This window comes from Telluria sp. ZB2R32 (genome assembly GCF_059685715.1).
Window position 1 is genome coordinate 111,262 of sequence record NZ_JCASIG010000007.1, and the last position, 25,225, is coordinate 136,486.

Below are 25,225 nucleotides of genomic sequence, written 5' to 3' on the forward strand. Positions count from 1 at the left end.
ATGCTGCTGATGGTGTTGGTCTGCCCTGCTACTGGCTGCTTGGTGGCGCCAGGAAGACGCGGCCGCTCATGCCGGCGATCAGTTCGGGGAAGCTGCCGGCGATCGCGCCCGACAGCTTGACCGACTGGCTGACCGGGTCGACGCGCGCGCCGATGCGCTGCACCCTGGCCGGATAGGTCTTGCCGGTCTCGTCGATCTGGACCTGGAAGGCATAGCCGGCCTTCAGCCAGGCCAGCCAGCGCGAGGGAACGATGAATTCGAGTTCGAGGACGGAGTCGTCGAGGATGTCGAGCAGCGCCTGGCCCGGCTGCACGAACTGCTGCTCGCGCACCTTTTGTTCGGCCACGCGGCCGGAGAACGGCGCGGCGATCGCGCATTTCGACAGCAGTACGCCGTTGGCCGCGAGTTCGGCCCTGGCCTTGGCGACTTCGGCTTCCGACACTTCCAGTTCGACCTTGCCGACCGAACGCAACTCCTCGAGGCGCTTGTTGGCGCTGAAGGTGCGCTCGGCGCCGGAGAGGACGGCTTTCGCCTTTTGCAGCTGCGCCTGCTGCAGCGAGCAATCAAAGGCGACCAGGGTCTGGCCGGCGCGGAAACGCGCGCCTTCGGCCACCGTCACGCGGCTGACCTTGGCGCCGATCTCGGCGCCGATGGTGGTGAAGCGGCGCGGCGACAGTTGGGCGCGGATATCCTGCTTTTCCAGGGCCGCACGGGCCGGCGCCGGCGCCGGTGCCGGGGCGGCGCCGACGGTGGCAGTGGCGGCCAGCAGCGCGCCGAGCGCGAGCAGGCGGGTCATGAGGTGCATCGCGTTCTCCCGGTGGGTCATTTGGCGGCGGCCGGCTGGTTGAGCGCCTTGTTCCAGTTGCGCAGCGAGGTGCCGACTTCGCGCGTGAGCTGCTCGAGCGACAGTTCGGTCACGCTGCCGAGCGCCGGCTCGAGGCCGATCGTCGCCTGCATGCGGCTGCCCGCGCCCTGCAGCTGCGCCAGCGACTGGTAGCGGCGCAGCAGAGACAGGATCGCGGTGGTGCTGTTGGCCACCTGTTCGAGCTTGCTCTGGGCTTCGGCCGCTTCGCGGTTCTTGACGTGCTCGGCGATTTTGGCGTCGGCCTGCCAGATCTGGTCGGCGCGCAGGTACTGGCGGTAGGCGATCTGGTACTGCAGGCGCGACAGGTGCACCTGGGTGACGACGGTCATCTGGGCGGCGACGCGGCGCTGGTCGGCCAGCTTGACGCCGGCCTCGGCCAGGCGCTTCGCGGCCGGACCGGTGAACAAATTCATCAGGTTGTACGAGAGGTGCAGCCCGGCCTCGTTCCAGCGGTTGTTGATCAGGTACTTGTCGGCGTCGTAGCGCAGGTCGTAGTTGAACGACAGGTTCGGGAACAGGCGCGCCATCGTGCGCCGGGTTTCGTCGAGCGCGATGCGGGTATTGTAGAAATGCTCGCGCAGGTCGGCGTTCTGCGTCACCGCCATCTCTTCGAGCTGCTGGCCGGTCACTTCGAGCAGGCTCGGGTCGGCGCTGTCGGCCGGCTCCTGCACCTCGAACTGCGCATCCTGGGGCGTGTTGATCAGCGCGGCCAGTTCGACCCGGCCGCTGGCCAGTTCCTGTTCGATGCTCTCGAGCAGGCGCAGGTTTTCCAGCAGCTGGCGCTGGTAGCGCAGCGTGTCGACGGGCGAGCGCAGGCGTTCGGCTTCGACCTTGCGCGCGTCGCTCAGGGCCGCCTCGGCCAGCGCGATGGTGCTGCGCACGTCGTCGCGCAGCGTCTGCGCGCTGACCGTGCGCCAGAAGGCCGAGCGCACGTCCTGGATCAGCACGTGCATCGCCTTGCGGCGGCGTTCGGCGGCGATGCCGACGCGGCTGGCCGACTGTTTGGCGCCGTAGTACGACAGGCCGAAGTCGAGCAGGTTCCAGGTGGTGCCGAGGTTATACGCCGGACGGCTGCGCTCGGACGAAATGTACGGATTGGCAAGCGAAGGCTGGCCGGTGACGGAATCGACGCTGCGCGTGATCAGGTCGGAATCGCGCCAGGTGTAGCCGGCGTTGGCCATCACGCGCGGCAGCATGTCGAGGTTGGCCGTGTCGAGCTGGTTCATCGCCAGCGCTTCTTCCATCAGGCGCGTGCGGCGGTCCAGGTTGTACTTCAGGGCGCGCGCGACGGCTTCGTCCATCGTCAGCTTGCCGGTCACCGGCGGAACGTTGGCAAAGGCGGCCTGGCGGTCGAGCGCGGCCTGCTGGCGCACCTCGGTGTCGGTCAGCGGTTGCACCTTGACGGTACCGCAGGCGCTAAGCAGCATGGCGGCGGCAGCAATGGCGCTCAGTGTGGTCAGTTTTCGGGGGGCGGACGAAGTACGGGGAAGGCTGGACATGTCGTATAAAAAAAGGCAACACCGAGCCCGGGCGCTGGCAATAGCCGCACCGGCCTGGTTGAGAATGTGGGGAGAGCACAGGGAAACAGGCCCGGATTCTACGGGATGCCTGTCACAAACTGAAGATACCTTACGGAAACTTTTGGTGTGTGTGGCTGGGGAACCACAGGTCTTGGCACAAAAACAAATGGAACAGGCGGGCTATGGCATGGGGTGCCCATGAACGACAACACCAGCGCGCGCGCTGGTGTTGGTGTGTGCCATGCACGGGTTCGTGCATGGCCGGGGTGCCGATGGAATCAGCGGCCGCTGGTGCCGGTGGTGGTGGTACCGGTGCCGGTGCTGCCCGACATGCCGGAAGTTCCCGAGGTGCCCATCGAGCCGCTCGTGCCCGAGGTGCCGCTGGTGCCGGTGCCCATCGAGCCGCTGGTGCCCGAGGTGCCGCTGCTGCCGGTGCCCATGGAGCCGGTGCCCATGGAGCCACTGGTGCCCGAGGCGCCGCTGCCCATCGAACCGCTGGTGCCGGTGGCGCCGGTGGTGCCGCTGTCCATCGAGCCGCTCGAACCCGAAGTACCGCTGGTACCGGAGCTGCCGCTGGTGCTGCCCGAGCCGGAGGTACCGCTGGTGCCGCTGCTGCTGCCCGAGCCGCCGGTGGTGCCGCTGCCGCTGGTGCCGCTGGCGCTGCCGCTACCGCTGGTACCCATCGAGCCGGTGCTCGATGCGCCGCTGGAACCACTGGTGCCGCTGCCGCTGGAACCGCTGCTGCTGTGCGACTTCTTGTCTTTCTTCTGGTTCTTGCTGGAGCTGCTGCTAGTGCCACTGGTCGAGCTGCCCGAAGTCTGGTCGCTTGCTTGCGAACCGCTCGAGCCGGACTGACCCGATGAACCGGAGGTTTGTGCGGTCGCGTTGACCGACATTGCCATTGCAGCAGCAACCGAGGCGCCCAGCAGGCCTTTTAACAGTTTATGCATTGTCATGTTTATCTCCTAATGATTGGGGGCTCTAGAAAAGCTCAACAATATCAATGACATAATTGAGTGATTCGAGGTGCCCAAGTGTAGAGAGGTCGATTTGAATGCAGCGCACGTTAGCCTGTCGGAAAGATATCGGACACGGTTCAAGGCGTGTTTGCCAGCGGATTCGGCGCCGCATTTGCTTCGATTCCGGCGGCCTGCGCCGCCAGCGTGGCCAGCTCGGAATACAGCGTCAGCACGTTCGCTTTGTCGTCCGGATAAACCCGGTTCGACAGCAGCACATAGAAGCTGCGCGTGCCGGGATCGATCCACAGCACGCAGCCGGTGAAGCCCGTGTGGCCGTAGCTCCCGAGCGGGAACAGGCTGCCGCGCGGACGCTGGGCAAACGGCGAGTCGATGTCCATGCCGAGGCCGCGCAGCGCGGCGATGCCGGGCGGACTCTGCACGGTGGTCAGCAGCCGTACGCTTTCCGGAGACAACACCCGCACACCGTCGAGCTGGCCGCCGCCGAGCAGCATGCGCGCATAGCGGGCGACGTCGGCGGCGGTGCTGAATACGCCGGCCGAGCCCGCCACGCCGCCGATGCGGCGCACGGTCGGATCGTGGACCACGCCTTGCAGCAATTCCGGGGCGCCGTCGGTGCCGGCGGTCGTCCGATGGGTCGGTGCGATGGCCGCTGCCGCCATGCGCCGCAGCGGCAGGTAACCGGTGTCCTGCATGCCCAGCGGCGCAAAAATGCGCTGCTGCGCAAAAGCGTCGAGTTCCATGCCCGACAACTTGCGCACCAGCTGGCCGAGCAGGATGTAGTTGATGTCGGAATAGCGGAAGAAGGTGCCCGGCACGTGGGTCACCGTCTGCGCGCAGGCTTTATCGTGGGCGGTTGCGTCTCCTTCCCAGGTCGGTTTTCCGGCCAGCCCGGCGGCCAGGCCCGAGGTATGCGTCAGCAGGTGGCGGATGGTGATCGCGTCCTTGCCGCCGCCGGCGCATTCCGGGAAATAATCGACCAGCCTGCCTTCCAGGTCGAGCTTGCCGTCCTCGGCCAGCAGCAGGATCGACGGCGCCGTCGCCAGCACCTTGGTGAGCGAGGCGGCATCGAAGACAGTGGCCGCCGTGACCGGCGCGGCGTCGGCGTCGTAGGTAAAGCGGCCATGGGCACGCTCGAACACGGCGCCATCGCGCTCCAGGTGGAATACCGCCCCCGGCAGGCGATGCTCGGCAATCGCGCGCTGCAGCCCCGCATCGATGCGCGCGAACTGCGCACTGTCGAGGGCGGGCTTGTGCGGGGCTGGCGGCAGCGTACCGCACCCGGCCAGCAAGCCGAGGCACACGACGCGCGCGCCCTGGCGTTTCAGAAGGTGGAACAAGTTTGGTCGCATGGAAAATCCGGGCAGAAGAAGGTGGCGGCGGCGCTGGGTGCGGCTATAGTAAAGAGGCAATTTTTGCTGGTCAATCTTTACAGAAGCGCCCCGGCGCGCACCCGAAATCAGGCGTGTCCAGCGAAAAAAAATCCTTCGGCGTATCATGAAACCCATGATTCCATTCTCCATACTCGACCTGTCGCCCATCGCCGAAGGCAGCGACGCACGTGCTTCTTTCCACCATTCCCTCGACCTCGCCCAGCATGGCGAACGCTGGGGTTTCAACCGTTTCTGGCTGGCCGAACACCACGGCATGCCGGGCATCGCCAGCGCCGCCACCTCGGTGCTGATGGGCTATGTCGCAGCCGGCACCTCGACCATCCGCGTCGGCGCCGGCGGCATCATGCTGCCGAACCATTCGCCGCTCGTCATTGCCGAACAGTTCGGCACGCTGGAGTCGCTGTTCCCGGGCCGCATCGACCTGGGCCTGGGCCGCGCGCCCGGTTCCGACCACATCACCGCGCGCGCCCTGCGCCGCAACCTGGCGTCCGACGCCGACGAATTCCCGCAGGACGTACTCGAACTGCAGGATTATTTCGCCGACTCGCCGCGGCGCCAGGTGCGCGCCGTTCCCGGCGCCGGCCTGAACGTGCCGCTGTGGATTCTCGGTTCCAGCCTGTTCGGTGCCCAACTGGCGGCCCACCTGGGCTTGCCGTATGCGTTCGCGTCGCACTTCGCGCCGCAGATGATGATGCAGGCGATCGAACTGTACCGTGCCAATTTCAAGCCATCGGCACAATTGGACAAGCCCTACGTCATGCTCGGCTTTAACGTGTTCGCCGCCGACACCGACGAGGAAGCGCAGTTCCAGGCGACCTCGATGCAGCAGGCCTTCGTCAACCTGCGCAGCGGCCGCCCGACGCGCCTGCAGCCGCCCGTGCGCGGCTACCTGGAAGCGCTGGGGCCGTCGGAACGGATGATGCTCGATGCGGTGCTGTCGTGCTCGGCGATCGGCTCGCCCGCGACGGTGGCGGCGCAACTGAAGGCGTTCATTGCGCACACGCGCCCGGACGAGCTGATGATCACGTCGCAGATTTTCGATCACGCGGCAAGGTTGCGCTCGTACGAGATCACGGCGCAGGTGCACGAAGCGGCGTAAACGACAGGGTGCCGGTCATGGTCGGGCATGCACGCGCACGTACGGTGGGCATGCCCACCGTACACCGCACGAACAAACTCGGCGCTATTTCATCAATGCCCTACGCCTCGCCGGTCCCCGCCTGCAAGGCATCGATCAACGCCGCCGTCTTGCGCACCCGTCCCATCAACTTGAACGTGTTCTTGCACGCAAAATCGTGCGCCTCGGCCGTGATGCCGCTCATCGCATCCTCGGCAAACACCAGGCTGTACCCCAGGTCATGCGCCGCGCGCGCGGTCGACTCGACGCCGATATTCGTGACGATGCCTCCCAACACCAGCGTCCGGATGCCCCGGCGCCGTAGCAGCTGGTCGAGCTCGGTCCCATAAAACGCACCCCACTGGCGTTTGACGATCACCACGTCGGTCGCTTCCACGCCGGCGTCCGCTGCGAACTGCGAGGCATCCGGCGGCGGTGGCGGCGCGCCCGGTGCGTGCAGCGGGGTGTCGGCGGGCGGCGATTGCAATTCGTTCAACAGCACGCGCACGAACACCACCATGCCGCCGCGGTTGCGCATCTCCTGGGCCAGCGCGACGCAGTTGCCGAGTACGCTCTCGGCGGAATAGGGCGCCAGGTCGCGCGCCATGTTGCCGTTTTGTAGGTCAATCAGCACCAGGGCCGTGCTGGCCAGATCGATCGAAAAGTCGTCCATTGCATTCTCCTTTCGAACGAGTATCGGCGAAACGCCGGCGCCGCGGCGCACGGCCGCGGCGCTCCGACCAACAACGCCAGAGTTAACGCTACCCACTGCTGTTGACTGAATTGCATGCAAAATTCCGCTAAAAGTTGTTAATTAACCGTCATCGTGGTGCAAAAAGCGCACATTCACTGCAAAGATAGCGAAATCGGGGTATCATCTTCTTTTCTGACTTTGCCTAAGGATGTTCATGAACCAGCGACGCTCTTTCCTCAAAAGCTCTGTTGTGCTCGCATCCGCCATCGGCATGCCGGCGCTGGCAAAAGCTGCCCAGTCCGCTCCCGCCGAACGCACCCTGCGCCTGTACAACACCCATACCGGCGAAAGCCTGCGCAGCGTGTTCTGGGCCGAAGGCCAGTTCATTCCCGATGCACTGAAAGACATCAATAAACTGTTGCGTGACCACCGCAACGACAAGATCGCCGAGATGGACCCGAAGCTGATCGTCCTGCTCAACGACGTCAGCGACAAATTCGGCGACAACCAGGTGCTGCACATCATTTCCGGCTACCGTTCGCCGGAATCGAACGCCAAGCTGGCGGCCCGGTCGAATGGCGTGGCCAAGCACAGCATGCACATGGACGGCAAGGCGATCGACATCCGCATGCCGGGCAAGAACCTGGCCCAGCTGCACAAGGCCGCCATGTCGATGAAGGCCGGCGGCGTCGGTTACTACCCCGACTCGCAGTTCGTGCACATGGACACCGGCCGGGTCCGTTACTGGTAAGCTATTCAGCATGCGCCGCTTCCTGTCTTTATTCCCCCTTGTCTTCGCCGTCCTGGCGGCAGCGGGCGGGGCAGCGGCACAGGAACCGGTTGCTAAGGTCAATGTCTCGACGACACGCGACCCGGTCGACAAGTCTTACCGCAAGATGATCCAGGGCATGGAACGCTTCGAACGCGAGCATGCCTTGGCCCCGCAGGCATCGCTGCGTTTCCAGCTGCTGCCGCGCACCCCCGACGTCAAGATGGACGGCATCACCTTGCGCGTGGCCGGCGACACGGTCTCGGTGCCGGTGCCGATCGGCCCCGACAACAGTTTTGTTCTCCCCCGCAACGAGCAAGCCCTGCGCGAAGACGCCGCCGTGCTCGCCAATCGCAAGACGGTCAGCATGACCTGGCGCGCCCTGATCCGCACCCCGGGCTTGCCGCCCGATACGCGCCGCCTCGGCGACCTGCGCCTCGAATGCCGCGTCGGCACCGAAGCCGGGCTGGTGTCGAACAATTCGCAGATGTTCGCCTGGCTCTCCAACGCCCTGCTCAGTGCCGAGCACGTCTGCAACAGCCCCGATGGCAACTACCTGTTCTTTGCCGACCGGCCGCTGTTCGGCGTGCGCTTGCGCGCTGGCGACCGGGTCGAGGACATGCCATTCAAGATGCTGTACGCCGGCGGCGACCAGACGCCCGAGATGCTGCGCTTCTGCGACTGCCAAGTGCTGCTCGACCGCACCTATTACGCGCCGCTGTGGGACAAGACCTGGCCCGACGATACCCTCGTTGAATTCGCTTACATGACGGATGCGGCCCCGGCCGCGCAGGCGGCCCCATGAAGACCGCCGCGCTCCTGACTTCTTCCCTGCTTGCCACCCTGCTCCTGGCCGGTTGCGCCACCGCCCCCGGCACGCCCGGCACCCAGGTGGCTGCCGAGCGCCTGGCCGCCGCGATCGTGCCCGGCCGCACCACCAAGGCCGAACTGCTCGCCGCCTTCGGCAAAACTAAAAGCGTCGTCTTCGACAGCGGCTATGAAGCCTGGCTCTACCAGTCGCCCGCGGGCGGCGGCCGTTTTGCCGAATTCGTCGTCCTGATCGACCCGTCCGGCGTCGTCGCCAAGACCCGCCAGCGCGCACCCGCCGCACCTTGAACCGGTAACCGGTAACCGCGCGCAAGCGTGCGCGGCCCGTTCAACAAGACTGGCAGAATCCACTACACAGTCTGCTGTACAGACGTTCCGTTTCCTGTGGGGGCCCATCATGCTGGTCGATCGCGTACGGATGTTCGTTTATTCCCTGCTGCTGCTCCCCCTGCTGCTTGCCGGCTGCGGCGGCGGTGGCGGCGATCCCGGCACGCCCACCCCTCCCCCTCCCACAGTCACCACCGGCACGCTGCAAGTGACGGTCAACGCCCTGCCGGCCGGCGTCAACGCCAGCGTGCGCGTGACCGGACCCAACAATTTTTCGCAAGACCTGAGCGGTCCGCAGACGCTGAACAACCTCCCGCCTGGCAGCTACAGCGTCGCCGCCGCCAGCGTTACCTCGGGGAACAGCACCTACACGCCGACCCCGGCCACCCAGAGCGTCACCGTCACGGCCGGCGCCACCGCCACGGCGACGATTGCCTATGCGAGTTCCACGTTCACGCTGGCGCTGGCCGACATCGGGCCGACCTTCACCAACCCGACTTTTGTCACCGCCCCGCCGGGCGACGACCGCCTGTTCGTGCTCGAGCGGCGCGGCGTGATCCGCGTCGTGCGCAACGGCGTGACGCTGACCCAGCCCTGGCTCGACATCAGTGCGAACGTGTTCACCGGCGGCGAAGGCGGGTTGCTGTCGATGGCCTTCGACCCGAATTTTGCGACCAACGGCTATTTCTACGTGTATTACACGGACCCGTCGCAGAACATCGTCGTCGAACGCTACGGCCGTTCGCCCACGCCGGACGTGGCCGACGGCACCGCGAGCCTGCCCATCCTGCGCATTCCACACCCGCAATTCACCAACCACTTCGGCGGGCTGGTTGCGTTCGGGCCGGACGGCATGCTGTATGCGGGCACCGGCGACGGCGGCGGCGCCGGCGACCCGCTCGGCAATGCCCAGAACCCCAATTCCCTGCTCGGCAAACTGCTGCGCGTCGACGTGCGCACGGCCACGCCGCTGCGGCCGTACACGATTCCGCCGACCAACCCCTACGAGATCCGCCCGGGTGCCGGCCTGCCCGAGATCTGGGCCTCCGGATTGCGCAACCCGTGGCGCTTCGCCTTCGATGGCGAGCAGCTGTATATCGCCGACGTCGGCCAGGGCGCGCGCGAGGAAATCAACCTGGCCGGCACCGGTCAGGGCGGCCTCAACTACGGCTGGGACATCATGGAAGGTACCGCCTGCTACGATGCGACCACCTGCAACCGCACCGGCCTGACCTTGCCCGTATTCGAATACGAGCACGGCACCGGCAACGTCAACGGCTGTTCGATCACGGGCGGCTATGTGTACCGGGGCACGGCCATGCCGGAACTGGCCGGCCGCTATTTTTACTCTGATTACTGCCGCGGCTTCGTGAAAAGCCTGTTCGCCAACCAATCGACGATTACCGAGCAGCGCGACTGGAACCTGAACAATGCCGGCCAGGTCGTGTCGTTCGGACGCGATGGGGCGGGCGAACTGTATGTGGTCAGCGCGACGGGCCGCATCTTCAAACTGGTGCGGGGTGGTGGGGGTTGATGCGGTTAGAATAAAAGGATGGCACGCTTACACCTCCACTTCCCTGAAGACCAGTACTACTATTCCACGCCCCTGACGGTGCGCGTGACCGACATCAACGGTGCGAACCACCTCGGCAACGATTCGATGATCTCGATGATCTCCGAGGCGCGCGCCCGTTTCCTGTTCGAGTTCGGCGTCGCCGAAACCGAGCGCGATGGCACCGGCATCATCGTCACCGACCTGGCCACAACGTATCGCGCCGAAGCGCATGCGCGCGACCAGCTGCTGTTCGAAGTCGGCGTCATGGATTTCAACAAGTACGGCGGCGACATCACCTTCCGCATCACGCGCCCGAAAGACAAGGCGCTGGTCGCCATGGCCAAGTCCGGTTTCGTGTTCTACAACTACAAGACCAGCCAGGTCGTGGCCATGTCCGACGAATTCCGGAACAAATTCGAGCGGGTAAATTGGATCGACTGAGCTGGATCGACTGAGCTGGATCGGCTGCGCAGCCAGCCATCTGCAAGCTGCAAAAAATAACTGGAACTTTCCAGGGCTCCCGGCGGAATATGCTTGAGAGCCGACCATGACCATCACCCCGACCACTTCCGACGACGAGTTACTGCGCTGCATGCGCGCCGGCGACGCGCCCGCCTTTGCGGCGCTCTACCGGCGCCACCAGGGCCCGCTCTACCGCTTCGCCCTGCTGCGCTGTGGTTCGCCCGACACCGCCGCCGACATGGTGCAGGAATCCTTCATGGGGTTGTTGAGCGGGCGCCTTGCCTTCGATCCGCTGCGCAGTTCGCTGCCGAACTTCCTGTTCGGCGTGGTGCGCCTGCTGATCCTGAAACACGAGGAGCCGCGCCGGCGTGAGTCGCCCTTGCCCGAACCCGACGAGGACGGCGACGAACCCCATCTCTCCTGCGACGCCGCCTGCCCGTTGACCCACGTGTTGGCCGACGAAGCGGCGGAAGAAGTGCGGCGCGCCCTGGCCCGGCTGGCGCCGCATTACCGCGACGCCGTCATCCTGTACGAAATGCACGGCCTGTCCTACGCCGAAATTGCCGCGATCTGCGCGGTCGACATCGGCACCGTGCGCTCGCGCCTGTCGCGCGGACGCGCGGCACTGGCCAAGGCCTTGCGCGCCCATGCGCTGGACGCCAACTGAATGGACACGACCATGCACCACGACGACCTCCCCAACCTTCCCGAACTCGACGATCGCCTGGCGCAACTGCGCACGGCGACCACGCACCTGGACGCCCCACGCTGCGTGGAAAAAGAACTGATGCAGGCCTTTACTGCCCAGTTCGCGCGCCGGCGGCCCTGGTACCGGCGCCTCGGCCTCCTCGAGTGGAGCGCGGCCGGCGTCTGCGCCGTGCTGACCGCGGGCGTGCTCGGACTGCTGCTGGTACCGCCCCGCCTGGCCGACGGCCTGCCCGACAGCGCACTGGTGCGCATCGACAATGGCGCTGCATTCATCGCACTCGATTCCTTCGAGCGCATCGAAGCGGACCCGGCGCCGCGCCTGGTCGAAACCGCCATGCCGCGCACGATACTGGCTGCGCTCGGCCTGCCGGTGACGCCGGAAAACGCCGGCGAGGACGTGCGCGCCGAAATGCTCGTCGGCGCCGGCGGCGAACCGCTTGCGCTGCGCCTGAGTTCCATCGATTGACCGATTCGCCCACCGACCACGAGGACACAATGAAACCAAACCGCCTGCTGCTCGCCGCCCTGCTCGCCTGTCCCCCTGCCCTGGCCGAGGAAGCGGCCGCACCCGGGCCTGCGCCTGCGCCGCGCATCGCCATGCAGCACGACCTCGACAGCTTGCGCATCATCCACCGCGGCCACCACCAGCCGGTGAAAAATGCGCCGTACAGCGCCCAGGCGATCTCCGAACGGCTGCAGCAACTGCCGGACGGTAACCAGATCGAACGGCGCACGCGCTCGGCCAGCTACCGCGACAGCGCCGGCCGCACGCGCCACGAGGTGCGCAACGACAAGGGAGATTTGCGCACCGTGACGATCGACGATCCGCTGGCAGGCAGCACCTGGATCCTGCATCCGCAAGAGCGCAGCGCCCGGCGCCTGCCCTCGCGTATGGACGTCGAACGCATCGCCCGCACTGCGCGCGACACCGCGCGCGCCCAAGTCGAGCGCATGCGCAAGGAGGGCCGCCTGCCGGCGCTGGAGCGCCATGGCGGCGACCGGGTGCTGGTCGACGTGGAACGCGAAGATGACGGCCAGCGCGACGGCCAGCGCAAGATTGTGCGCGAAACCGTGCGCGTGATCCGGGCGCCGCGTGGAGCGGATGCCGACGGCGCCGCAGCCGGTCCCCTGCCGGGTCCTGGGCCGCAAATGGGGCCCATGATCGCCGGCGCGGTCAACAACGCCCTGGCCGATGTGAAGTGGGCACACAAATCGGTCAGCCGCGACCTCGGTACGCGCGAGTTCGACGGCGTCAAGGCGGAAGGAAAACTGCGCAGCTATGAAATCCCGGCTGGTGAAGTGGGCAACCGCAACCCGATCGTGGTGGCCGACGAAACCTGGTATGCGCCGGAATTGCAGGTGACGGTGTATTCGAAGCACAGCGACCCGCGCAGCGGCGACTACGTGTATCGCCTGGAAGGCATCAAACGCGGCGAACCGGATGCGGCGCTGTTCGCGGTGCCGTCGGACTACCGGGTGCGCGACATCGGCAAGCCCGCGCCGGGGCGAAATACGGACTGAGAAAAGACGATGCCGGCGACAAGCCGGCATCGAGAAAATTCAAGGCGATGCCCGCAGCGATGACATGCCGCGGGCTGCGCTCGCGTCAGCGTTGCGCCGAGCGTTCGCCGCTCAGGATCGATTCCTTGAACCAATCGTCGAGCATTTGCTTTTCAAACCGCAGGAGATCGCCGTCGTAATAGCGCTTGGCGCGATAAGAAAAGGCCATGTCGCGCAATTCCACGGCGCCGCTACGCACGATTTGCCCCTGGTTCTCGATTTCATACTGCAGACGAATGCGCGGCCAGTCCACGCTGCTACTGTAGGTGCGCCGGTTGAGCACGATATTCCCCGGGATTTCACGTCCCGCCATGTCCACGTCGGCCACGTCGACGCGCAGGATCTGCCCCTCGGGTAATTGCGCGGCCAGCTTGGCGAAGTGCCGGGTCAGGTCGTTCAAGGCTTGCTGGCGATCCTTCGGCAGGGATGGCAAGTCCGAAAATTGCTCGGGCTGGACATAATTGACCACGACTTCGGCGCCGGCACTGCCCGCCGCCAGCGCCAGCAATCCGGTGGCAGCCAGTTTATAAATGACGTTGTTCATGACGAATCCTTGTTGGTTATTTTTCAGTAGGGATTTCTCTCATTGCACATGAAATATACGCCGTTGTGCCCCCACGATGCTTTCGCTCACGCACGAGTTTTGTATCGTTTTGTTATGGCTACCCCATGTGCATGGTCGCGCCAGGACGGCGCGATGAACATTGGTGCACGGAAGACGAATGACAACAAAGCCGCGCCGGACATGCCGGCACGGCTTGTTGGTTCACGCAGCTCGGCGCGTCCACTCAGCGCCGCGCGGCGCGCTCGCGCGGCATGATCTCCGTATAGAACCAATCGTCGATCATGCGCTTTTCGTAGCGCAGGAAATCGCTGCCGGTCGAGCGGTTGATGCGGTCCATGAAGCTCATGTCGCGCAGTTGCGCGTCGCCGCTGCGCACGACCTGGCCATTGTTTTCGATCGTGTAACGCAGGTCGATACGTGGCCACTCGGCGCCATTCTTGACGATGCGCAGGTCGCGCGCGCCGCGGCCCGGATACTCGCGTCCGGCCAGGTCGATGTCCTGCACGTCGATGCGCAGGTTCTGGCCAGCGGGCAGCTGCGCGCCGAGTTTGGCGAAATGCCCGGTCAGTTCTTTCAGCACGCTCTCCCGTTCCCATGGGGTAAAGGGCAGGTCGGAAAAGCGTTCCTGTTCGATGTAGTTGACGGTCACGTCGGCCGAAGCAGTGCCCGCGGCCAATGCCAGCAGGCCGCTGACGGCCAGTGTGCGAATCGCGTTTTTCATGGTGTTTCCTCTCTAGTCGTTATCCTGTTTTTTACTGTTCAAATATACGCTCCTTTGTAAAACAGCGAGGTCTACACCAGGTAAATTCTGTATCCGATTGTTAGTCCCCGCACAGCCGTTCGCGCGCGGCAAGCGCACACTTGGCGGCAAGGAGGATCGACCGTGCCCGAAGGACCATCGCTGTTCATTTTGAAAGAAGAAACGGCCCGTTTCGTCGGCCAGCAGATCGTCGACGCCGGCGGCAACGTGCGCGCCATCGATCCCACCCGCCTGCTCGGCCAGAGCATCGTGTCGCTGCGCACCTGGGGCAAGCACTTCCTGATCGAATTGCCAAACATGGCGATCCGCGTCCATTTTTTGCTGTTCGGCACCTACCGCGTCAACGAAGAGCGCGAGAGCAAGACGCCGCGCCTGTACCTGCGTACCGCGGCGGGAGATGTATTGAATTTCTATGCCTGCGCGGTGCGCGAGATCGATCCCGACCTCGACGGCCAGTACGACTGGAGCGCCGACGTGATGAGCGCGGCCTGGAACCCGGCGCAGGCACGCAAGAAGCTGCGCGCCTGTCCCGACATGCTCGCTTGCGACGCCCTGCTGAACCAGGATATTTTTTCGGGCGTCGGCAACATCATCAAGAACGAAGTACTGTTCCGCATCCGCGTTCACCCGGCCTCGACCGTCGGCGCCCTGCCCGCGCCCAAGCTGCGCGCACTGGTCGAGGAAGCCCGCCAGTACAGTTTCGATTTTCTGGAATGGAAGCGGCAGTACGTGCTCAAGCAGCACTGGCTGGCGCACGCCAAGAAGATCTGCCCGCGCTGCGACATCCCGTTTACCAAGGCCCATCTTGGCCGCACCAACCGACGCAGTTTCTTTTGCGAGCGCTGCCAGAAGCGCTATACCAACGACGGCTGACGCATCCGCCCAACAGTCTTCGTTCGTTGCATTGCGCCTCGATTTATTGCTTGTTGTTAATTATGCGTGCCCACACTACAATCGGCACCATGTCTTTTCTTCTTCCTCCCACCCCCAGGCTCGCGCAACCGCATGTGGCCGGATTGAAGGCACTCCTGAATCGCCATGTACTCGTGAGCCTTGTGCTGGCCTGGTACGCGCTGCCGACAGCAGCGCAACAGCTGCCGCCGCCATCGCGCACGATGTACAAATGCACGGACAATAAAGTCGTCGCGTACTCGGACAAGCCTTGCCTGGGCGCGGAACGGCTCGTCGTCGTACCGACACGCGGGGTGAACAAGCTCAGCGGCAAGGAACGGATCGGGCGTGACGTGCGGGAGGAGCACCACCGTGAGCAGTTCGCAGAAGCACTGCGGCCAATCAGCGGTATGAATGCTGCACAATTTGAAGTCTTTAGTCGCCGCATTCGTCTCAGCTCGGCAGCCCAGCGCGAGTGCCGTCAACTCGATCCGGCACTGCTGCAGACCGAAGCGCTGGAAGCGGCAGCCGACAAAATGGGCAAGCCGGCGGTGCAGCGCAACCTGTTCGTACTGCGCACGCGCTACGTCGCACTGGGCTGCTAGTCCCGAACAGGACACGTATTACGCGTTTACTTGCAACACGCCTCAGCCGCGCGGCGCCTTGAATTCGTTCTCGATCCAGGCCTGCGCCGTACTCGGTGAGAGCTTGAAATTCGCGGAGACGCGCACCTGCGCCACCTGTTCGCTCATCTGGTCGGTCGCGGTCAGGATTGCGTAGGGGTCGTCGTCGTCCGGCTTGATGTCGAGCGTTACCTTCAGTTCGCCCGTGCCTTCGGTCCAGACATACAGGCTTTTATGCAGAATCGCGTGCAGGTGCTGCTCGTGGCGGCGGATGACTTCCGAGGCCGTCTTGATCAGCGTATTGAAGGCATTCACGTCGAGCGGCTTCGGGTTTTTCTTGTCGCGGCCCATCGTCCATGGACCGACCAGCGCCGGCTCCGGCTCGCCATCCTTGTACATGGCGACGGCCCAGCCTTCGTCGTCTTCGTTCTTGATGACGCGTGCAGTCCAGCCATTGCCTTGCCACAGGCGCGGTTCCTGCACCGGACCATCCTCGTCGCCCGATTCCAGGTCGTTTACTTCGTCGTTCATCGCTTGTTTTTCCTCTGCCAGGCTTTCGCCCAAAGACAAGATCATAGAGGAAATAGCAGGGTCGAAGCGATAGCAAACGAATAAAAGCGGGCATTGTTTTATACGACGCCGCTGCTGGCCTCAGATGCGCATGCCCGGCAGTCCCGGCGGGCGTACCGGCGGTGGCGGCGGCGCGCGCAGCGGGTCGATGATCCGCTCTTTCGGTGCTTCCCGATTGAAAGGGTTGATGATGATGGGCGGGATGGCAGGCGGGGCCGATGGCGGACCCTTCGGCCCTCCCCCGGCCCGGACTGGCGCTGGCGCAGTGCGATGCACCTTCATCGGTGAGCTGACGATATGCATGGAGGTCCCTCCTACAACAGAGCAGGCTGTCAGTATAGGCGGCGCTCTGCGCTTTGCAAGGCCGATGTTCGTCGATGTTCATCGCTCTCCGCTGCGCTCCGGCCCGCCAAAAATGCCGCCCGTCGCAGAGCGCTGGCCGGGCACGCTCCACATACCTACAGTGAAGCCATCCCACCCCACTTCAGAGGAAGCTGCCATGAAAAAGATCGTTCCCTACCTCGTTTTATTCCTGTGCGCCCTGCTGCTGTGGGACATGCTGTTCAGCTTCGGGGACGCCAGCTTCCACATCGACGGCGAGGAATTCGACGGTCCGCTCGGCACCCTGTTCGGCCTCCTGCTGGCAGGCGGTGGGACGCTGATCGGCTTGCTGGTGACGGTGGTGGTGGGCGCGGTGCTGGCGGTGGTGCTGACCGGCGTGGGCGTCGTCATCGTCGGTGCGCTGGCGATTGCCGGCTTGGCCGTGACGGCGGCAATCGTGCCCTTCCTGCTGCCGCTGCTGTTGCCGCTGGCCCTGGTCTGGTACCTGGTCAGCCGCGCACGGCGCAACCGCGCCGTGCACAAGGTGGCGATTTAAGCGGTCTTTTCCGCCGCGAACTGGGCGTAGCCGCGGGCGCGCAGTTCGCAGGCCGGGCAGGTGCCGCAGCCATAGCCCCAGTCGTGGCGTTCGCCGCGCTCGCCCAGGTAGCAGGTGTGGGTCTCGAAGCGCACCAGGTCGACCAGCGCGGTGCCGCCGGCCTGCTCGGCCAGTTGCCAGGTCTGTTTCTTGTCGATCCACATCAGCGGCGTTTCGACTTTCAGGCGCGTCGCCATGCCCAGGTTCAGGGCCACCTGCAGCGCCTTCATCGTGTCGTCGCGGCAATCGGGATAGCCCGAGAAATCGGTCTCGCACATGCCGCCGACCAGCACCGTCAGGCCGCGCCGGTAGGCGACCGTTGCCGCCACCATCATGAACATCAGATTACGGCCCGGCACGAAGGTGTTCGGCAAGCCGTTGGCCTGCATTTCGATGGCGACATTGCTGGTCAGCGCCGTATCGGAAATGCGGCCGAGCAGCGACAGGTCGATCATGTGGTCGTCGCCCAGGCGCGCATCCCATTCGGGGGACAAGCTGCGCATTTTCTCGAGCACGGTTGGCCGCACTGCGAGCTCGATCGCATGGCGTTGGCCATAATCGAAGCCGATGGTTTCGACGCGCGCATAACGCTGCAGCGCCCAGGCCAGGCAGGTGGTCGAATCCTGTCCTCCACTGAAGAGAACGAGGGCGGTATCGGGAGGGTGCATGTGTTGTATTCCGGAAGTTAAACGTCCGCCACCATTTTTGCAATTCCGTTAAGATTTGCTCAGCTTTTACACTGAGACGGAGACCCATGGTTCTCGCACCATCCAACCGGAGCGCGCAGGCGGCGCCAAGGCAATCACGGATTTTGGCACAAATCATGCTGTCCGTGTATGCCGTGCTGGGCGCGCAAGGCGCGTATGCCCAGCAGGCAGAGACGGGCGTGCCGGCGCCGAACGACCAAGCGACCCAGGAGGCCCAGGCGGCTCAAGGGATCAAGTACACGGTCCGCATCGATGCGCCGGGCAAACTCGACGATTTGCTCGAAGACAACCTCGACCTGCTGCGCTGGCGCGGCAACCCGCGCGTCGACCTCGACCAGTTGCAGCGCCTGGTCAAGGCGGTGCCGGACGAGGCGCGCACCCTGATCGCCACCGAGGGCTATTACTCGCCCAAGATTACCGCCGGCCTGGACACCAGCGGCGCCACGCCGGTGGCGCGCATCGTCGTCGACCCTGGCCAGCCGACGCTGGTGAGCGACCTCGACCTCGTGCTGCAGGGTTTCGTCCCCTTCGAACAGGGCGGCGCGCCCTACGACGCAGCCGCACTGCGCAACCGCTGGTCGTTGCCGGTCGGCGCGCGCTTTCGCCAGGGCGACTGGGAAGCGGCCAAGCGCGACCTGCTGCGCGAAGTGATGCAGTCGCGCTTCCCGCGTGCCCAGCTGGTCGAAACCAGCGCCACGGTCGACCCCGAGGCCAACAAGGCGTCCCTGCGCGTGGTGATCGACAGCGGCCCGGAAATGCGTTTCGGCGAGCTGCGCATCCGCGGCCTGAAGCGCTATCCGCGCGAAGTGATTACGAACCTGAACAAGATCAAGCCGGGCGACATGTACACCGAAGCCGCCTTGCAGGCCTTGCAGGCGCGGCTGCAGGAGACCGGTTATTTCGCCACCGTCGAAGTCAGCGCCGACATGCGCGCCGTCCTCGCCGCCGAGATCCGGGAACTCAAGGAGGACGACGATGCTCCCGCCGGCCAGGACGGCACGGCGCCGCCCGAGTCTGCTGCTACATCTGCTGCCGCATCTGCCCCTGCGCAAGCCGCCAGCGCGGACGCAGTGCCAGGCGCGGCCACGACCGGCGTCAAGCCGCCCACCGCTCCCGGCCCGACCGTCTTGCCGGTGCTGGTGCGCGTCACCGAAAACAAGCAGAAGAACGTCGAGGTCGGTGTCGGTTTCTCGACCAATACCGGCGGCCGTGCATCGCTCAGCTACGACGACCTGAACGTGTTCGGCAAGCGCATGAAGAGCGACCTGATCTACGAACAGAAGCACCAGTTGGCGCGTGCCGATTTCTATTGGCCGACCACGCCGAACGGTTATAACGACAGCGTCGGCGGTGGTTTCGAACGCACCGACCTGCGCGGCGAAATCACGACCACCGCCAGCGTCAGCGCCCGCCGCGCCTGGGGCACGCCGGAACTCGAGCGCAGCATCGGCATCGAAGCGCTGGCCGAACGGCAGCAAATCGCGGGCGGCATCGACACCGAATACAGCAAGAGCATTCCGATCACCTACAGCGTCACCCGCCGCAAGCTCGACAACCTGCTGCAGCCGACCCGTGGCTATGCGCTCAACTGGCAGCTCGGCATCGCGCCGCTGCCCCTGTTCACCGACGAAAAGTTCATCCGCGGCTATTCGCGCGGCGTGTATTACCGCCCGGTAGGCAGCAGCGGCACCCTGATCCTGAAGGCCGAAGCCGGCGCCGTACTCTCGAAAGAGAAGGAAGGCGTGCCGAGCACCTTCCTGTTCCGCGCCGGCGGCGACCAGTCGGTGCGCGGCTACGGCTACCAGCAACTGGGCGTGCGCGAAGGCGAAGCGATCGTCGGCGCGCGCTACCTGCTGACCGGCGGCGCCGAGTATCAGTACTGGTTCCGTCCGCCATGGGGCGTCGCCTTCTTCGTCGATGCCGGTAACGCCGCCGACAAGTTCAAGGACCTCAAACCCGAATACGGCTACGGCGTCGGCGCGCGCTGGCGCAGCCCGGTCGGCCCGATCAACGTCGACCTCGCCTATGGCCAGGCGGTGCGCAAGGCGCGCCTGCACTTCTCACTTGGATTCACGTTCTGATGGACGACCACACTCCTACCCCTTCCGCGGCGGCCGACAAACCGCCAACAGTGCGGCGCTGGCCGCGCCGCGTCGCCATCGGCCTGGCCGTGACCGGCGTCGTCGTCGGCGGCGCCCTCTGGTACCTGGGCCGCGAAACGACGCTGCAAATGATCGCCGAGCGTGTCGCCCGCTCCACCGGCGGCAAGCTGACCCTGACCGGCGTGCGCGGCTCGATCTACGGCGCCATGCACATCGACCGCATCGTCTGGCGCACCGACGAGCAACTGGCGATCGCCACCAACATCGACCTCGAATGGTCGCCGCGCCAGCTGCTCTCGAAAGGCATCGAGGTCAACAAGCTGCATGCGGCCGACCTGCGCCTGGAAACGCTGAAGGAAAGCGAGGAAAAGACCACGATGCCGGCCTCGCTCGCCCCGCCCTTCAAGATTGCGCTGGACGACGCGCGGCTGGCGAAAGCCACTTTCGTCAATCAGGGCGCCAGCACCGAGATCACCAACATCCGCATGCGCCTGTTGGGCGACAAGGTGCAATGGCAGCTGCGCGACGCGGCGGCGACCACTCCCTGGGGCCAGGTCGCGGCCGACGGCCAGATCGGCTCCCAGAAGCCTTACAAGCTGGCGGCGAATGCCAGCCTGTCGCAAGGTAAGGTCGGTCCCGGCGCCACGCCGGCGGCCCTGAAACTGCGCGCCGGCGGCGACCTGAACGTGACCACGCTGGACGCGACCGGCAACGCCGGCCGCGCCGGCGGCGAAGCGCGCATGACGCTGTCGCCGTTCGCCGAAATCCCGCTGCGTACGATGGACCTCAAGGCGCGCAACATCGATCCGGGCTTCTTCAATCCCTCGCTGCCGACGGCCGACCTGAGCCTGACGATTGCCGCAAAGCTGGACGACGCGCGCGCCATCTCCGGAAACGTCGACCTGGTCAACGACGGCCCGGCCGGCACCATCGACCAGCAACGCCTGCCGCTACGCGCCTTCCGCGGCCAGCTCGGCGGCAACCTGGATGCGATGCGCATCAGCGACGTGCTGCTCGACTTCGGCGCCGCCGGCCGCTTTACCGGCAGCGGCAGCGTGCAGCGCGGCGGCGACAAGGACAACGTCAAGGAGCAAAGCGACGAAGGCCTGGGCACCGCCAACTTCGCCCTGCATACCGACAGCTTCGATCTGAAAGGCATCCATGGCAGCATGAAGCCGACGAAGATCGCCGGCGACATCGCGGTGGCCAATGTCGGCAAGGTGCAGACGCTCGACGTGCGCCTGGTGGAGAGTGGTCTGCGCCTGACGGCCAAGGCCAAACTCGAAGACAATGTCGTCGACGTGCAGGATGCGCAGCTCGCCGCCGGCAAGGGCACGGTGGTCGTCAACGGCAACATGAAACTCGATGGCGACAAGGATTTCAAGGTCAGCGCGAATGCCAGCCGCTTCAATCCGGCAGCGCTGGGCGATTATCCGCAAGCCGACATCAATGCGCTCGTCAACGCCAGCGGCGCGCTCGCCCCGGCCTGGCGCGTGAACAGCGATTTCACGCTGCGCCCGAGCCGCCTGTTCGACCAGCCGCTGTCGGGCAAGGGCAAGCTGATGGCCGACGCGAAACACGTCAGCGGCGTCGACGCCAGCCTGGCGCTGGGCCAGAACACGGTCAACCTGAACGGCGCATTCGGCGCGCCGGGCGAACGCATGGCCTGGCGCGTCGAAGGACGCAACCTGGCCACATTGCGCAGCGACCTGTATGGCGCAATCAACGCGAATGGCGTCGTCACCGGCACCATGGCCAACCCGCGCACCACGTTTGTCGCGGACGCGAACGGCCTCGGCTGGGTCGCGGCCCAGCGCAAGGCGAACAACAGCAACCTGCACGTCAGCGGCGAAGCCTGGCTGGCCGGCGCCGAAGGCGCGCGCTTCGTCGAGGCCAAGGGCAGCGGCAACATGGCGCGCTTCAATCCGGCCGCCTTCGGCAGCCCGCTGCCGGGGTCGATCAATGGCGCATTCGATGCCAGCGGCCGCTCCGGAGACAATTGGCGCGGCGCGCTCAATTTGAAACTCGCGGAATCGACGCTGGCGAAATCGCCGTTCTGGGGCCATGCGCGCCTGGCGGCCGATAAACGCCACGTCTCCGGCGCCGACGTCGACCTGCACATCGGCGCCAACGTGCTGGCCGCGAAAGGCAGCTTCGGCGCCGGCGGCGACCGCCTCGACTGGCGTATCGATGCGCCGCAACTGGCGGCGCTCGGTCCCGACTTCGGCGGCGCCCTGCGCGGCGCCGGCAGCGTCAGCGGCACGATGCAAACGCCGTCGCTCGCCGCCAACCTGGAAGGCCAGAACCTGCGCCTGCTCGGCGCCCATAACGTGAAGTCCCTGCGCGCCAACGCGAATCTCGGTTCCGGCCGCGGCGGCGCCGATCCGCTGGTGGCCGACATCCAGGTCGCCGAGTACAGCAATGGCGACACCCGTATCGCCGCCGCCAGCCTGCAAAGCAGCGGCACGCGCGCGTCGCACACGCTGCGCGCAGCGGCAAGGAGCGACGACTTCGACGCCTTCACCGAGGTGCGCGGCGGCTGGAGCGGCAATGCCTGGGCCGGCACCCTCGCCGCCCTGCAGAACAAGGGCCGTTATGCGATGACCCTGGCGCAGCCGGTCCCGCTGCGCATCGGCGTCGCGCCCGGCGCCGGCGTCGCCGGTCTGGCGAAACCGGAATCGCTGGCGTTCAACGGTGCACTGATCCGCTTGCCCTCGGGCACGGTGCGCATCGATACGCTGACCAAGACGGGCGCGCGCTGGAACAGCCGCGGCGCCGCCGCCGGCGTGCCGCTGAACTATCTCGGCCAGTTCTCCGAAGCGCTGCGCGACAACGTGCAGGGCAACCTGACCCTGGGCGCCGACTGGAGCCTGGACATGCGCATGGTCGCGGGTGGCGCCCCCGCCCTGGCCGGCAGCGTGCACGTGTTCCGCGAAGGCGGCGACGCCCTGGTCGGCGCCAACACCCCGGTCGCGCTCGGCCTGCGCACCTTCGACGTACGCGCCGACGTGCAGGGCAGTTCGCTGCGCACCCGGCTGGCGCTCGACGGCGCCCGTACCGGCACCGCGCGCGTCGACGGCAGCGTTCAGATGATCGGCGGTAAGGTCAACCGCGACAGCCCGCTGCGCATGACGGCGAATGCCGACATGGCCTCGATCGCCTGGCTGGCGCCGCTGGCCGGCCAGCGCGACCTGGAACTGGGCGGCAGCATGCAGCTGGCGATCACGGCCGGCGGCACGATCGGCACGCCTTCGCTGAACGGCACCGTCAACGGCGACGCGATTGCCGTGCGCTGGCCGGAACAGGGTGTGCGCCTGCAGGGCGGCCAGCTGCGCGCCCAGCTCGCGGGCGACCGCCTGGTGTTGCAGCGCCTGTATTTGCAGGGCCGCTCGGGCAGCGCCACCGCCGACGGTTCAATCCGCTTCGGCGACGCCCCGACCATGCAGCTGAACCTGGTGGCGGACAAGCTCGAAGCGCTGTCGCGCCCGGACCGCACCGTGATCGTGTCGGGCAATGCGGCGCTGGTGCGCGATGCGACGCGCTTCTCGCTCGAAGGCCGCTTTAAAGCCGACCGCGCGCTGATCGAGTTCGCGCCGCAGGGCCGGCCAACGATTTCCGACGACGTGATCGTGCTCGGCCGCGGAAAACCGATGCCGCCGCAGAAAAAGGAAAAGGAAGTGCCGCTGGTGGTCGACCTCGCGGCCGACCTGGGCGACAACTTCCACCTGCGCGGCCTCGGCATCGACGCCATGCTGGAGGGCAGTGCCCGCGTGCGCATGACCGGCAATGCCGCCCCGCGCGTGAACGGCACGATCCGGGTCGCCAGCGGCAACTACGCCGCCTATGGCCAGAAGCTGGCGATCGAACGCGGCGTCATCACCTTTGCCGGCCCCTACGACAACCCGACGCTGGACGTGCTCGCGGTGCGCCGCCAGCCCGAAGGCACGCAGCTGAGCGAGACCAACGTCGAAGCCGGCGTGCAGGTGCGCGGCACCGCGCGCTCGCCGCAAGCGAAGCTGGTGTCGACGCCGAACGTGCCGGACAGCGAAAAACTGTCCTGGCTGGTGCTGGGCCACGGCATGGAAGGCACCAGCGGCAACGAGAAGGATGTGTTGAGCGCCGCCGCCGGCGCCCTGCTGGGCGGCAAAGGCGGCACCGGCGGCATCCAGTCGAAGCTGGCCAATTCGCTCGGCGTGGACGAACTGGGCATCGGCCAGGGCCGCAACGGCGACGCCGAAGGCCTGGCGAACACGGTGGTCACGATCGGCAAGCGCATTTCCTCGCGTGCCTACATCAGCTTCGAGCAGGGTGCGTCGTCGGCTTCGAGCCTGGTGAACCTGCGCTACAAACTGACGCCGAAGTTCACGCTGCAGTTCCAGGCCGGGACGAATACGGCGCTCGACGTGCTGTACTCGTGGGCGTGGGATTAAAGTAGAAAGACCAAAAGAAGAGGTCCCTGCGGGGACCTCTTCTTTTATACGTTGTCAGTGCAGACTTGGCTTCGGATCGGGCACCGGGTCTTCGTTTTGCGGCGTATGCAGCGGCCCATGGTGCGGGTGCGGCACGTCGAACGGTTCCGGCAGCGGATCGTCGGCCGGTACGGGGTCGGGTGCGCGGTGGGCGCGCACGGGGAGCGGGGTGAGATTCGGAATGGCTGGGAACATGGGTCTGGTCTCCTGAAAGCGATGTTGTCACCTTACCATGGGCCGTGCGCATCCGACGCCCGGTTACAATGCCCGCTCCGACCCAACCAGGCTTGACCATTTCGATGACCATCACCACCCTCGCCCTGCTCCTGCTGACGCCGATCCTTGTCTGGCGCGTTTATACACGCCTGAAAACGCAGATGACGCGCCAGCGCTCGATCATGTCGCGCCACTACACCGGCGTACTGGTGTTCGCCGGGATGATCCTGGTGTCGCTGTCGGAAGTGCTCGCGCGGCCGTATGCGCTGGGGGCGCTGGCCGCCGGTACCGCGCTGGGCGTGTTCTGGGGCGTGTTCGCGCTCAAGCGCACGGTGTACGAAGACACCGAACTCGGTTACTTCTTCACCCCGCCGATGCGGCTCGGGATCGTGATGGCGATGGTGCTGGTGGCGCGCGTGCTGTATCTCGGGGTCGAGATCTATGCCAGCCAGCAGGGAAATGGCGCGCCGGCGCCGCGGTTTACCGATAGTCCGCTGACCATGCTGTGCGTCGGGCTGACCGGGGCCTATTTCGCGGCGTATTCAGTAGGCTTGCTGCTGTGGCGGCGCCGTTTGCGCCAGGCGATCGAAAAGGCGTGATGTGCTGAACCAGGTGTCGTAGGGTGGGCAC

Annotated in this window: 26 protein-coding genes; 16 read left to right on the forward strand and 10 right to left on the reverse strand. The window is 65.7% G+C overall.

From position 1 onward, the window contains the following. Positions 1–28: 28 nt before the first annotated feature. The 3 genes from AC56LG_RS19940 to AC56LG_RS19950 form a co-directional block, all read right to left on the reverse strand. A complete protein-coding gene (locus AC56LG_RS19940; RefSeq protein ID WP_497167812.1) occupies positions 29–805 on the reverse strand; it encodes an efflux RND transporter periplasmic adaptor subunit in 777 nt (258 codons plus the stop codon). A gap of 17 nt (positions 806–822) precedes the next feature. Further along, positions 823–2,292 carry a TolC family protein gene (locus AC56LG_RS19945; RefSeq protein ID WP_497167813.1) on the reverse strand — a complete coding sequence of 490 codons (1,470 nt, stop codon included), beginning with the start codon at positions 2,290–2,292 and terminating at the stop codon, positions 823–825. A 371-nt stretch (positions 2,293–2,663) separates the two neighbouring features. Then, positions 2,664–2,840 (reverse strand): hypothetical protein, encoded by a 177-nt coding sequence (locus AC56LG_RS19950; RefSeq protein ID WP_497167814.1) that lies wholly within the window; start codon positions 2,838–2,840, stop codon positions 2,664–2,666. Here AC56LG_RS19950 and AC56LG_RS19955 point away from each other — a divergent pair. Then, a complete protein-coding gene (locus tag AC56LG_RS19955; protein ID WP_497167815.1) occupies positions 2,839–3,240 on the forward strand; it encodes a hypothetical protein in 402 nt (133 codons plus the stop codon). The genes AC56LG_RS19950 and AC56LG_RS19955 overlap by 2 nt on opposite strands. A gap of 241 nt (positions 3,241–3,481) precedes the next feature. Here the strand turns inward: AC56LG_RS19955 and AC56LG_RS19960 are convergent, their stop codons facing one another. Continuing rightward, positions 3,482–4,714, reverse strand: a complete 1,233-nt coding sequence (locus AC56LG_RS19960) for a serine hydrolase domain-containing protein (RefSeq protein WP_497167816.1) — start codon at positions 4,712–4,714, stop codon at positions 3,482–3,484. Between the two features lie 154 nt (positions 4,715–4,868). Between AC56LG_RS19960 and AC56LG_RS19965 the strand changes: the two genes are divergently transcribed. Then, entirely contained in the window at positions 4,869–5,855 is a 987-nt protein-coding gene (locus AC56LG_RS19965) for an LLM class flavin-dependent oxidoreductase (protein ID WP_497167817.1), read from the forward strand. 100 nt (positions 5,856–5,955) lie between these two features. Here AC56LG_RS19965 and AC56LG_RS19970 read toward each other — a convergent pair whose 3' ends face one another. Then, positions 5,956–6,546: an isochorismatase family protein gene (locus AC56LG_RS19970; RefSeq protein ID WP_497167818.1), complete on the reverse strand. Its 591-nt coding sequence runs from the start codon at positions 6,544–6,546 to the stop codon at positions 5,956–5,958. A 235-nt stretch (positions 6,547–6,781) separates the two neighbouring features. Here AC56LG_RS19970 and mepK point away from each other — a divergent pair, with 235 nt between their 5' ends. The 8 genes from mepK (at position 6,782) to AC56LG_RS20010 (ending at position 12,737) form a co-directional block, all read left to right on the forward strand. Next, the gene (gene mepK / locus AC56LG_RS19975; RefSeq protein WP_497167819.1) at positions 6,782–7,318 is read left to right on the forward strand and encodes a peptidoglycan L,D-endopeptidase MepK; all 537 of its coding nucleotides are present in this window, start codon (positions 6,782–6,784) and stop codon (positions 7,316–7,318) included. Between the two features lie 10 nt (positions 7,319–7,328). Beyond that, positions 7,329–8,141 carry a hypothetical protein gene (locus tag AC56LG_RS19980; protein ID WP_497167820.1) on the forward strand — a complete coding sequence of 271 codons (813 nt, stop codon included), beginning with the start codon at positions 7,329–7,331 and terminating at the stop codon, positions 8,139–8,141. After that, a complete protein-coding gene (locus AC56LG_RS19985; RefSeq protein WP_497167821.1) occupies positions 8,138–8,452 on the forward strand; it encodes a hypothetical protein in 315 nt (104 codons plus the stop codon). The genes AC56LG_RS19980 and AC56LG_RS19985 overlap by 4 nt, the downstream gene beginning before the upstream one ends. Before the next feature lie 109 nt (positions 8,453–8,561). Then, complete coding sequence (locus AC56LG_RS19990) at positions 8,562–10,025, forward strand: PQQ-dependent sugar dehydrogenase (protein WP_497167822.1); 1,464 nt, start codon at positions 8,562–8,564, stop codon at positions 10,023–10,025. Between the two features lie 18 nt (positions 10,026–10,043). Next, on the forward strand, positions 10,044–10,487 hold the full coding sequence (locus AC56LG_RS19995; protein ID WP_497167823.1) for a thioesterase family protein: 444 nt from the start codon (positions 10,044–10,046) through the stop codon (positions 10,485–10,487). A 106-nt stretch (positions 10,488–10,593) separates the two neighbouring features. Next, entirely contained in the window at positions 10,594–11,175 is a 582-nt protein-coding gene (locus AC56LG_RS20000; protein ID WP_497167824.1) for an RNA polymerase sigma factor, read from the forward strand. A gap of 12 nt (positions 11,176–11,187) precedes the next feature. After that, the gene (locus AC56LG_RS20005; RefSeq protein WP_497167825.1) at positions 11,188–11,682 is read left to right on the forward strand and encodes a hypothetical protein; all 495 of its coding nucleotides are present in this window, start codon (positions 11,188–11,190) and stop codon (positions 11,680–11,682) included. Between the two features lie 29 nt (positions 11,683–11,711). Then, positions 11,712–12,737: a hypothetical protein gene (locus tag AC56LG_RS20010; protein ID WP_497167826.1), complete on the forward strand. Its 1,026-nt coding sequence runs from the start codon at positions 11,712–11,714 to the stop codon at positions 12,735–12,737. An 85-nt stretch (positions 12,738–12,822) separates the two neighbouring features. Here the strand turns inward: AC56LG_RS20010 and AC56LG_RS20015 are convergent, their stop codons facing one another. Both AC56LG_RS20015 and AC56LG_RS20020 read right to left on the reverse strand, forming a co-directional pair. Next, positions 12,823–13,320, reverse strand: a complete 498-nt coding sequence (locus AC56LG_RS20015; protein WP_497167827.1) for a DUF3016 domain-containing protein — start codon at positions 13,318–13,320, stop codon at positions 12,823–12,825. A gap of 244 nt (positions 13,321–13,564) precedes the next feature. Beyond that, positions 13,565–14,062, reverse strand: coding sequence for a DUF3016 domain-containing protein (locus tag AC56LG_RS20020; protein ID WP_497167828.1), 498 nt, complete (start codon positions 14,060–14,062; stop codon positions 13,565–13,567). A gap of 162 nt (positions 14,063–14,224) precedes the next feature. Between AC56LG_RS20020 and AC56LG_RS20025 the strand changes: the two genes are divergently transcribed. Together AC56LG_RS20025 and AC56LG_RS20030 are read left to right on the forward strand one after the other, a co-directional pair. After that, on the forward strand, positions 14,225–14,974 hold the full coding sequence (locus AC56LG_RS20025) for a DNA-formamidopyrimidine glycosylase family protein (protein ID WP_497167829.1): 750 nt from the start codon (positions 14,225–14,227) through the stop codon (positions 14,972–14,974). Positions 14,975–15,063: 89 nt separating this feature from the next. Then, positions 15,064–15,597 carry a hypothetical protein gene (locus AC56LG_RS20030; protein WP_497167830.1) on the forward strand — a complete coding sequence of 178 codons (534 nt, stop codon included), beginning with the start codon at positions 15,064–15,066 and terminating at the stop codon, positions 15,595–15,597. A 42-nt stretch (positions 15,598–15,639) separates the two neighbouring features. Here AC56LG_RS20030 and AC56LG_RS20035 read toward each other — a convergent pair whose 3' ends face one another. Beyond that, a complete protein-coding gene (locus AC56LG_RS20035; RefSeq protein ID WP_497167831.1) occupies positions 15,640–16,146 on the reverse strand; it encodes a hypothetical protein in 507 nt (168 codons plus the stop codon). Between the two features lie 538 nt (positions 16,147–16,684). Here AC56LG_RS20035 and AC56LG_RS20040 point away from each other — a divergent pair. Then, positions 16,685–17,062 carry a hypothetical protein gene (locus AC56LG_RS20040; protein WP_497167832.1) on the forward strand — a complete coding sequence of 126 codons (378 nt, stop codon included), beginning with the start codon at positions 16,685–16,687 and terminating at the stop codon, positions 17,060–17,062. Here the strand turns inward: AC56LG_RS20040 and queC are convergent. After that, on the reverse strand, positions 17,059–17,769 hold the full coding sequence (gene queC / locus AC56LG_RS20045; protein ID WP_497167833.1) for a 7-cyano-7-deazaguanine synthase QueC: 711 nt from the start codon (positions 17,767–17,769) through the stop codon (positions 17,059–17,061). The two genes, AC56LG_RS20040 and queC, sit on opposite strands and share 4 nt — an antisense overlap. Positions 17,770–17,924: 155 nt before the next feature. Between queC and AC56LG_RS20050 the strand changes: the two genes are divergently transcribed. After that, positions 17,925–19,889, forward strand: coding sequence for an autotransporter assembly complex protein TamA (locus AC56LG_RS20050; RefSeq protein ID WP_497167834.1), 1,965 nt, complete (start codon positions 17,925–17,927; stop codon positions 19,887–19,889). Further along, positions 19,889–24,340 carry a translocation/assembly module TamB domain-containing protein gene (locus tag AC56LG_RS20055; RefSeq protein WP_497167835.1) on the forward strand — a complete coding sequence of 1,484 codons (4,452 nt, stop codon included), beginning with the start codon at positions 19,889–19,891 and terminating at the stop codon, positions 24,338–24,340. The genes AC56LG_RS20050 and AC56LG_RS20055 overlap by 1 nt, the downstream gene beginning before the upstream one ends. A gap of 54 nt (positions 24,341–24,394) precedes the next feature. Here AC56LG_RS20055 and AC56LG_RS20060 read toward each other — a convergent pair whose 3' ends face one another. Further along, positions 24,395–24,574, reverse strand: a complete 180-nt coding sequence (locus AC56LG_RS20060; protein ID WP_497167836.1) for a hypothetical protein — start codon at positions 24,572–24,574, stop codon at positions 24,395–24,397. 104 nt (positions 24,575–24,678) lie between these two features. On the opposite strand from AC56LG_RS20060, the gene AC56LG_RS20065 reads away from it, so the two are divergent. Further along, positions 24,679–25,194 (forward strand): hypothetical protein, encoded by a 516-nt coding sequence (locus AC56LG_RS20065; protein WP_497167837.1) that lies wholly within the window; start codon positions 24,679–24,681, stop codon positions 25,192–25,194. Positions 25,195–25,225 lie beyond the last annotated feature (31 nt).

Bases quoted from the DNA above. Each gene is read 5' to 3' on its own strand.
- AC56LG_RS19940 (WP_497167812.1), bottom strand. From the start codon at position 805: ATGCACCTCATGACCCGCCTGCTCGCGCTCGGCGCGCTGCTGGCCGCC.
- AC56LG_RS19945 (WP_497167813.1), bottom strand. From the start codon at position 2,292: ATGCTGCTTAGCGCCTGCGGTACCGTCAAGGTGCAACCGCTGACCGAC.
- AC56LG_RS19955 (WP_497167815.1), top strand. From the start codon at position 2,839: ATGGAGCCACTGGTGCCCGAGGCGCCGCTGCCCATCGAACCGCTGGTG.
- AC56LG_RS19950 (WP_497167814.1), bottom strand. From the start codon at position 2,840: ATGGGCACCGGCTCCATGGGCACCGGCAGCAGCGGCACCTCGGGCACC.
- AC56LG_RS19960 (WP_497167816.1), bottom strand. From the start codon at position 4,714: ATGCGACCAAACTTGTTCCACCTTCTGAAACGCCAGGGCGCGCGCGTC.
- AC56LG_RS19965 (WP_497167817.1), top strand. From the start codon at position 4,869: ATGATTCCATTCTCCATACTCGACCTGTCGCCCATCGCCGAAGGCAGC.
- AC56LG_RS19970 (WP_497167818.1), bottom strand. From the start codon at position 6,546: ATGGACGACTTTTCGATCGATCTGGCCAGCACGGCCCTGGTGCTGATT.
- mepK (WP_497167819.1), top strand. From the start codon at position 6,782: ATGAACCAGCGACGCTCTTTCCTCAAAAGCTCTGTTGTGCTCGCATCC.
- AC56LG_RS19980 (WP_497167820.1), top strand. From the start codon at position 7,329: ATGCGCCGCTTCCTGTCTTTATTCCCCCTTGTCTTCGCCGTCCTGGCG.
- AC56LG_RS19985 (WP_497167821.1), top strand. From the start codon at position 8,138: ATGAAGACCGCCGCGCTCCTGACTTCTTCCCTGCTTGCCACCCTGCTC.
- AC56LG_RS19990 (WP_497167822.1), top strand. From the start codon at position 8,562: ATGCTGGTCGATCGCGTACGGATGTTCGTTTATTCCCTGCTGCTGCTC.
- AC56LG_RS19995 (WP_497167823.1), top strand. From the start codon at position 10,044: ATGGCACGCTTACACCTCCACTTCCCTGAAGACCAGTACTACTATTCC.
- AC56LG_RS20000 (WP_497167824.1), top strand. From the start codon at position 10,594: ATGACCATCACCCCGACCACTTCCGACGACGAGTTACTGCGCTGCATG.
- AC56LG_RS20005 (WP_497167825.1), top strand. From the start codon at position 11,188: ATGCACCACGACGACCTCCCCAACCTTCCCGAACTCGACGATCGCCTG.
- AC56LG_RS20010 (WP_497167826.1), top strand. From the start codon at position 11,712: ATGAAACCAAACCGCCTGCTGCTCGCCGCCCTGCTCGCCTGTCCCCCT.
- AC56LG_RS20015 (WP_497167827.1), bottom strand. From the start codon at position 13,320: ATGAACAACGTCATTTATAAACTGGCTGCCACCGGATTGCTGGCGCTG.
- AC56LG_RS20020 (WP_497167828.1), bottom strand. From the start codon at position 14,062: ATGAAAAACGCGATTCGCACACTGGCCGTCAGCGGCCTGCTGGCATTG.
- AC56LG_RS20030 (WP_497167830.1), top strand. From the start codon at position 15,064: ATGTCTTTTCTTCTTCCTCCCACCCCCAGGCTCGCGCAACCGCATGTG.
- AC56LG_RS20035 (WP_497167831.1), bottom strand. From the start codon at position 16,146: ATGAACGACGAAGTAAACGACCTGGAATCGGGCGACGAGGATGGTCCG.
- AC56LG_RS20040 (WP_497167832.1), top strand. From the start codon at position 16,685: ATGAAAAAGATCGTTCCCTACCTCGTTTTATTCCTGTGCGCCCTGCTG.
- queC (WP_497167833.1), bottom strand. From the start codon at position 17,769: ATGCACCCTCCCGATACCGCCCTCGTTCTCTTCAGTGGAGGACAGGAT.
- AC56LG_RS20050 (WP_497167834.1), top strand. From the start codon at position 17,925: ATGCTGTCCGTGTATGCCGTGCTGGGCGCGCAAGGCGCGTATGCCCAG.
- AC56LG_RS20055 (WP_497167835.1), top strand. From the start codon at position 19,889: ATGGACGACCACACTCCTACCCCTTCCGCGGCGGCCGACAAACCGCCA.
- AC56LG_RS20060 (WP_497167836.1), bottom strand. From the start codon at position 24,574: ATGTTCCCAGCCATTCCGAATCTCACCCCGCTCCCCGTGCGCGCCCAC.
- AC56LG_RS20065 (WP_497167837.1), top strand. From the start codon at position 24,679: ATGACCATCACCACCCTCGCCCTGCTCCTGCTGACGCCGATCCTTGTC.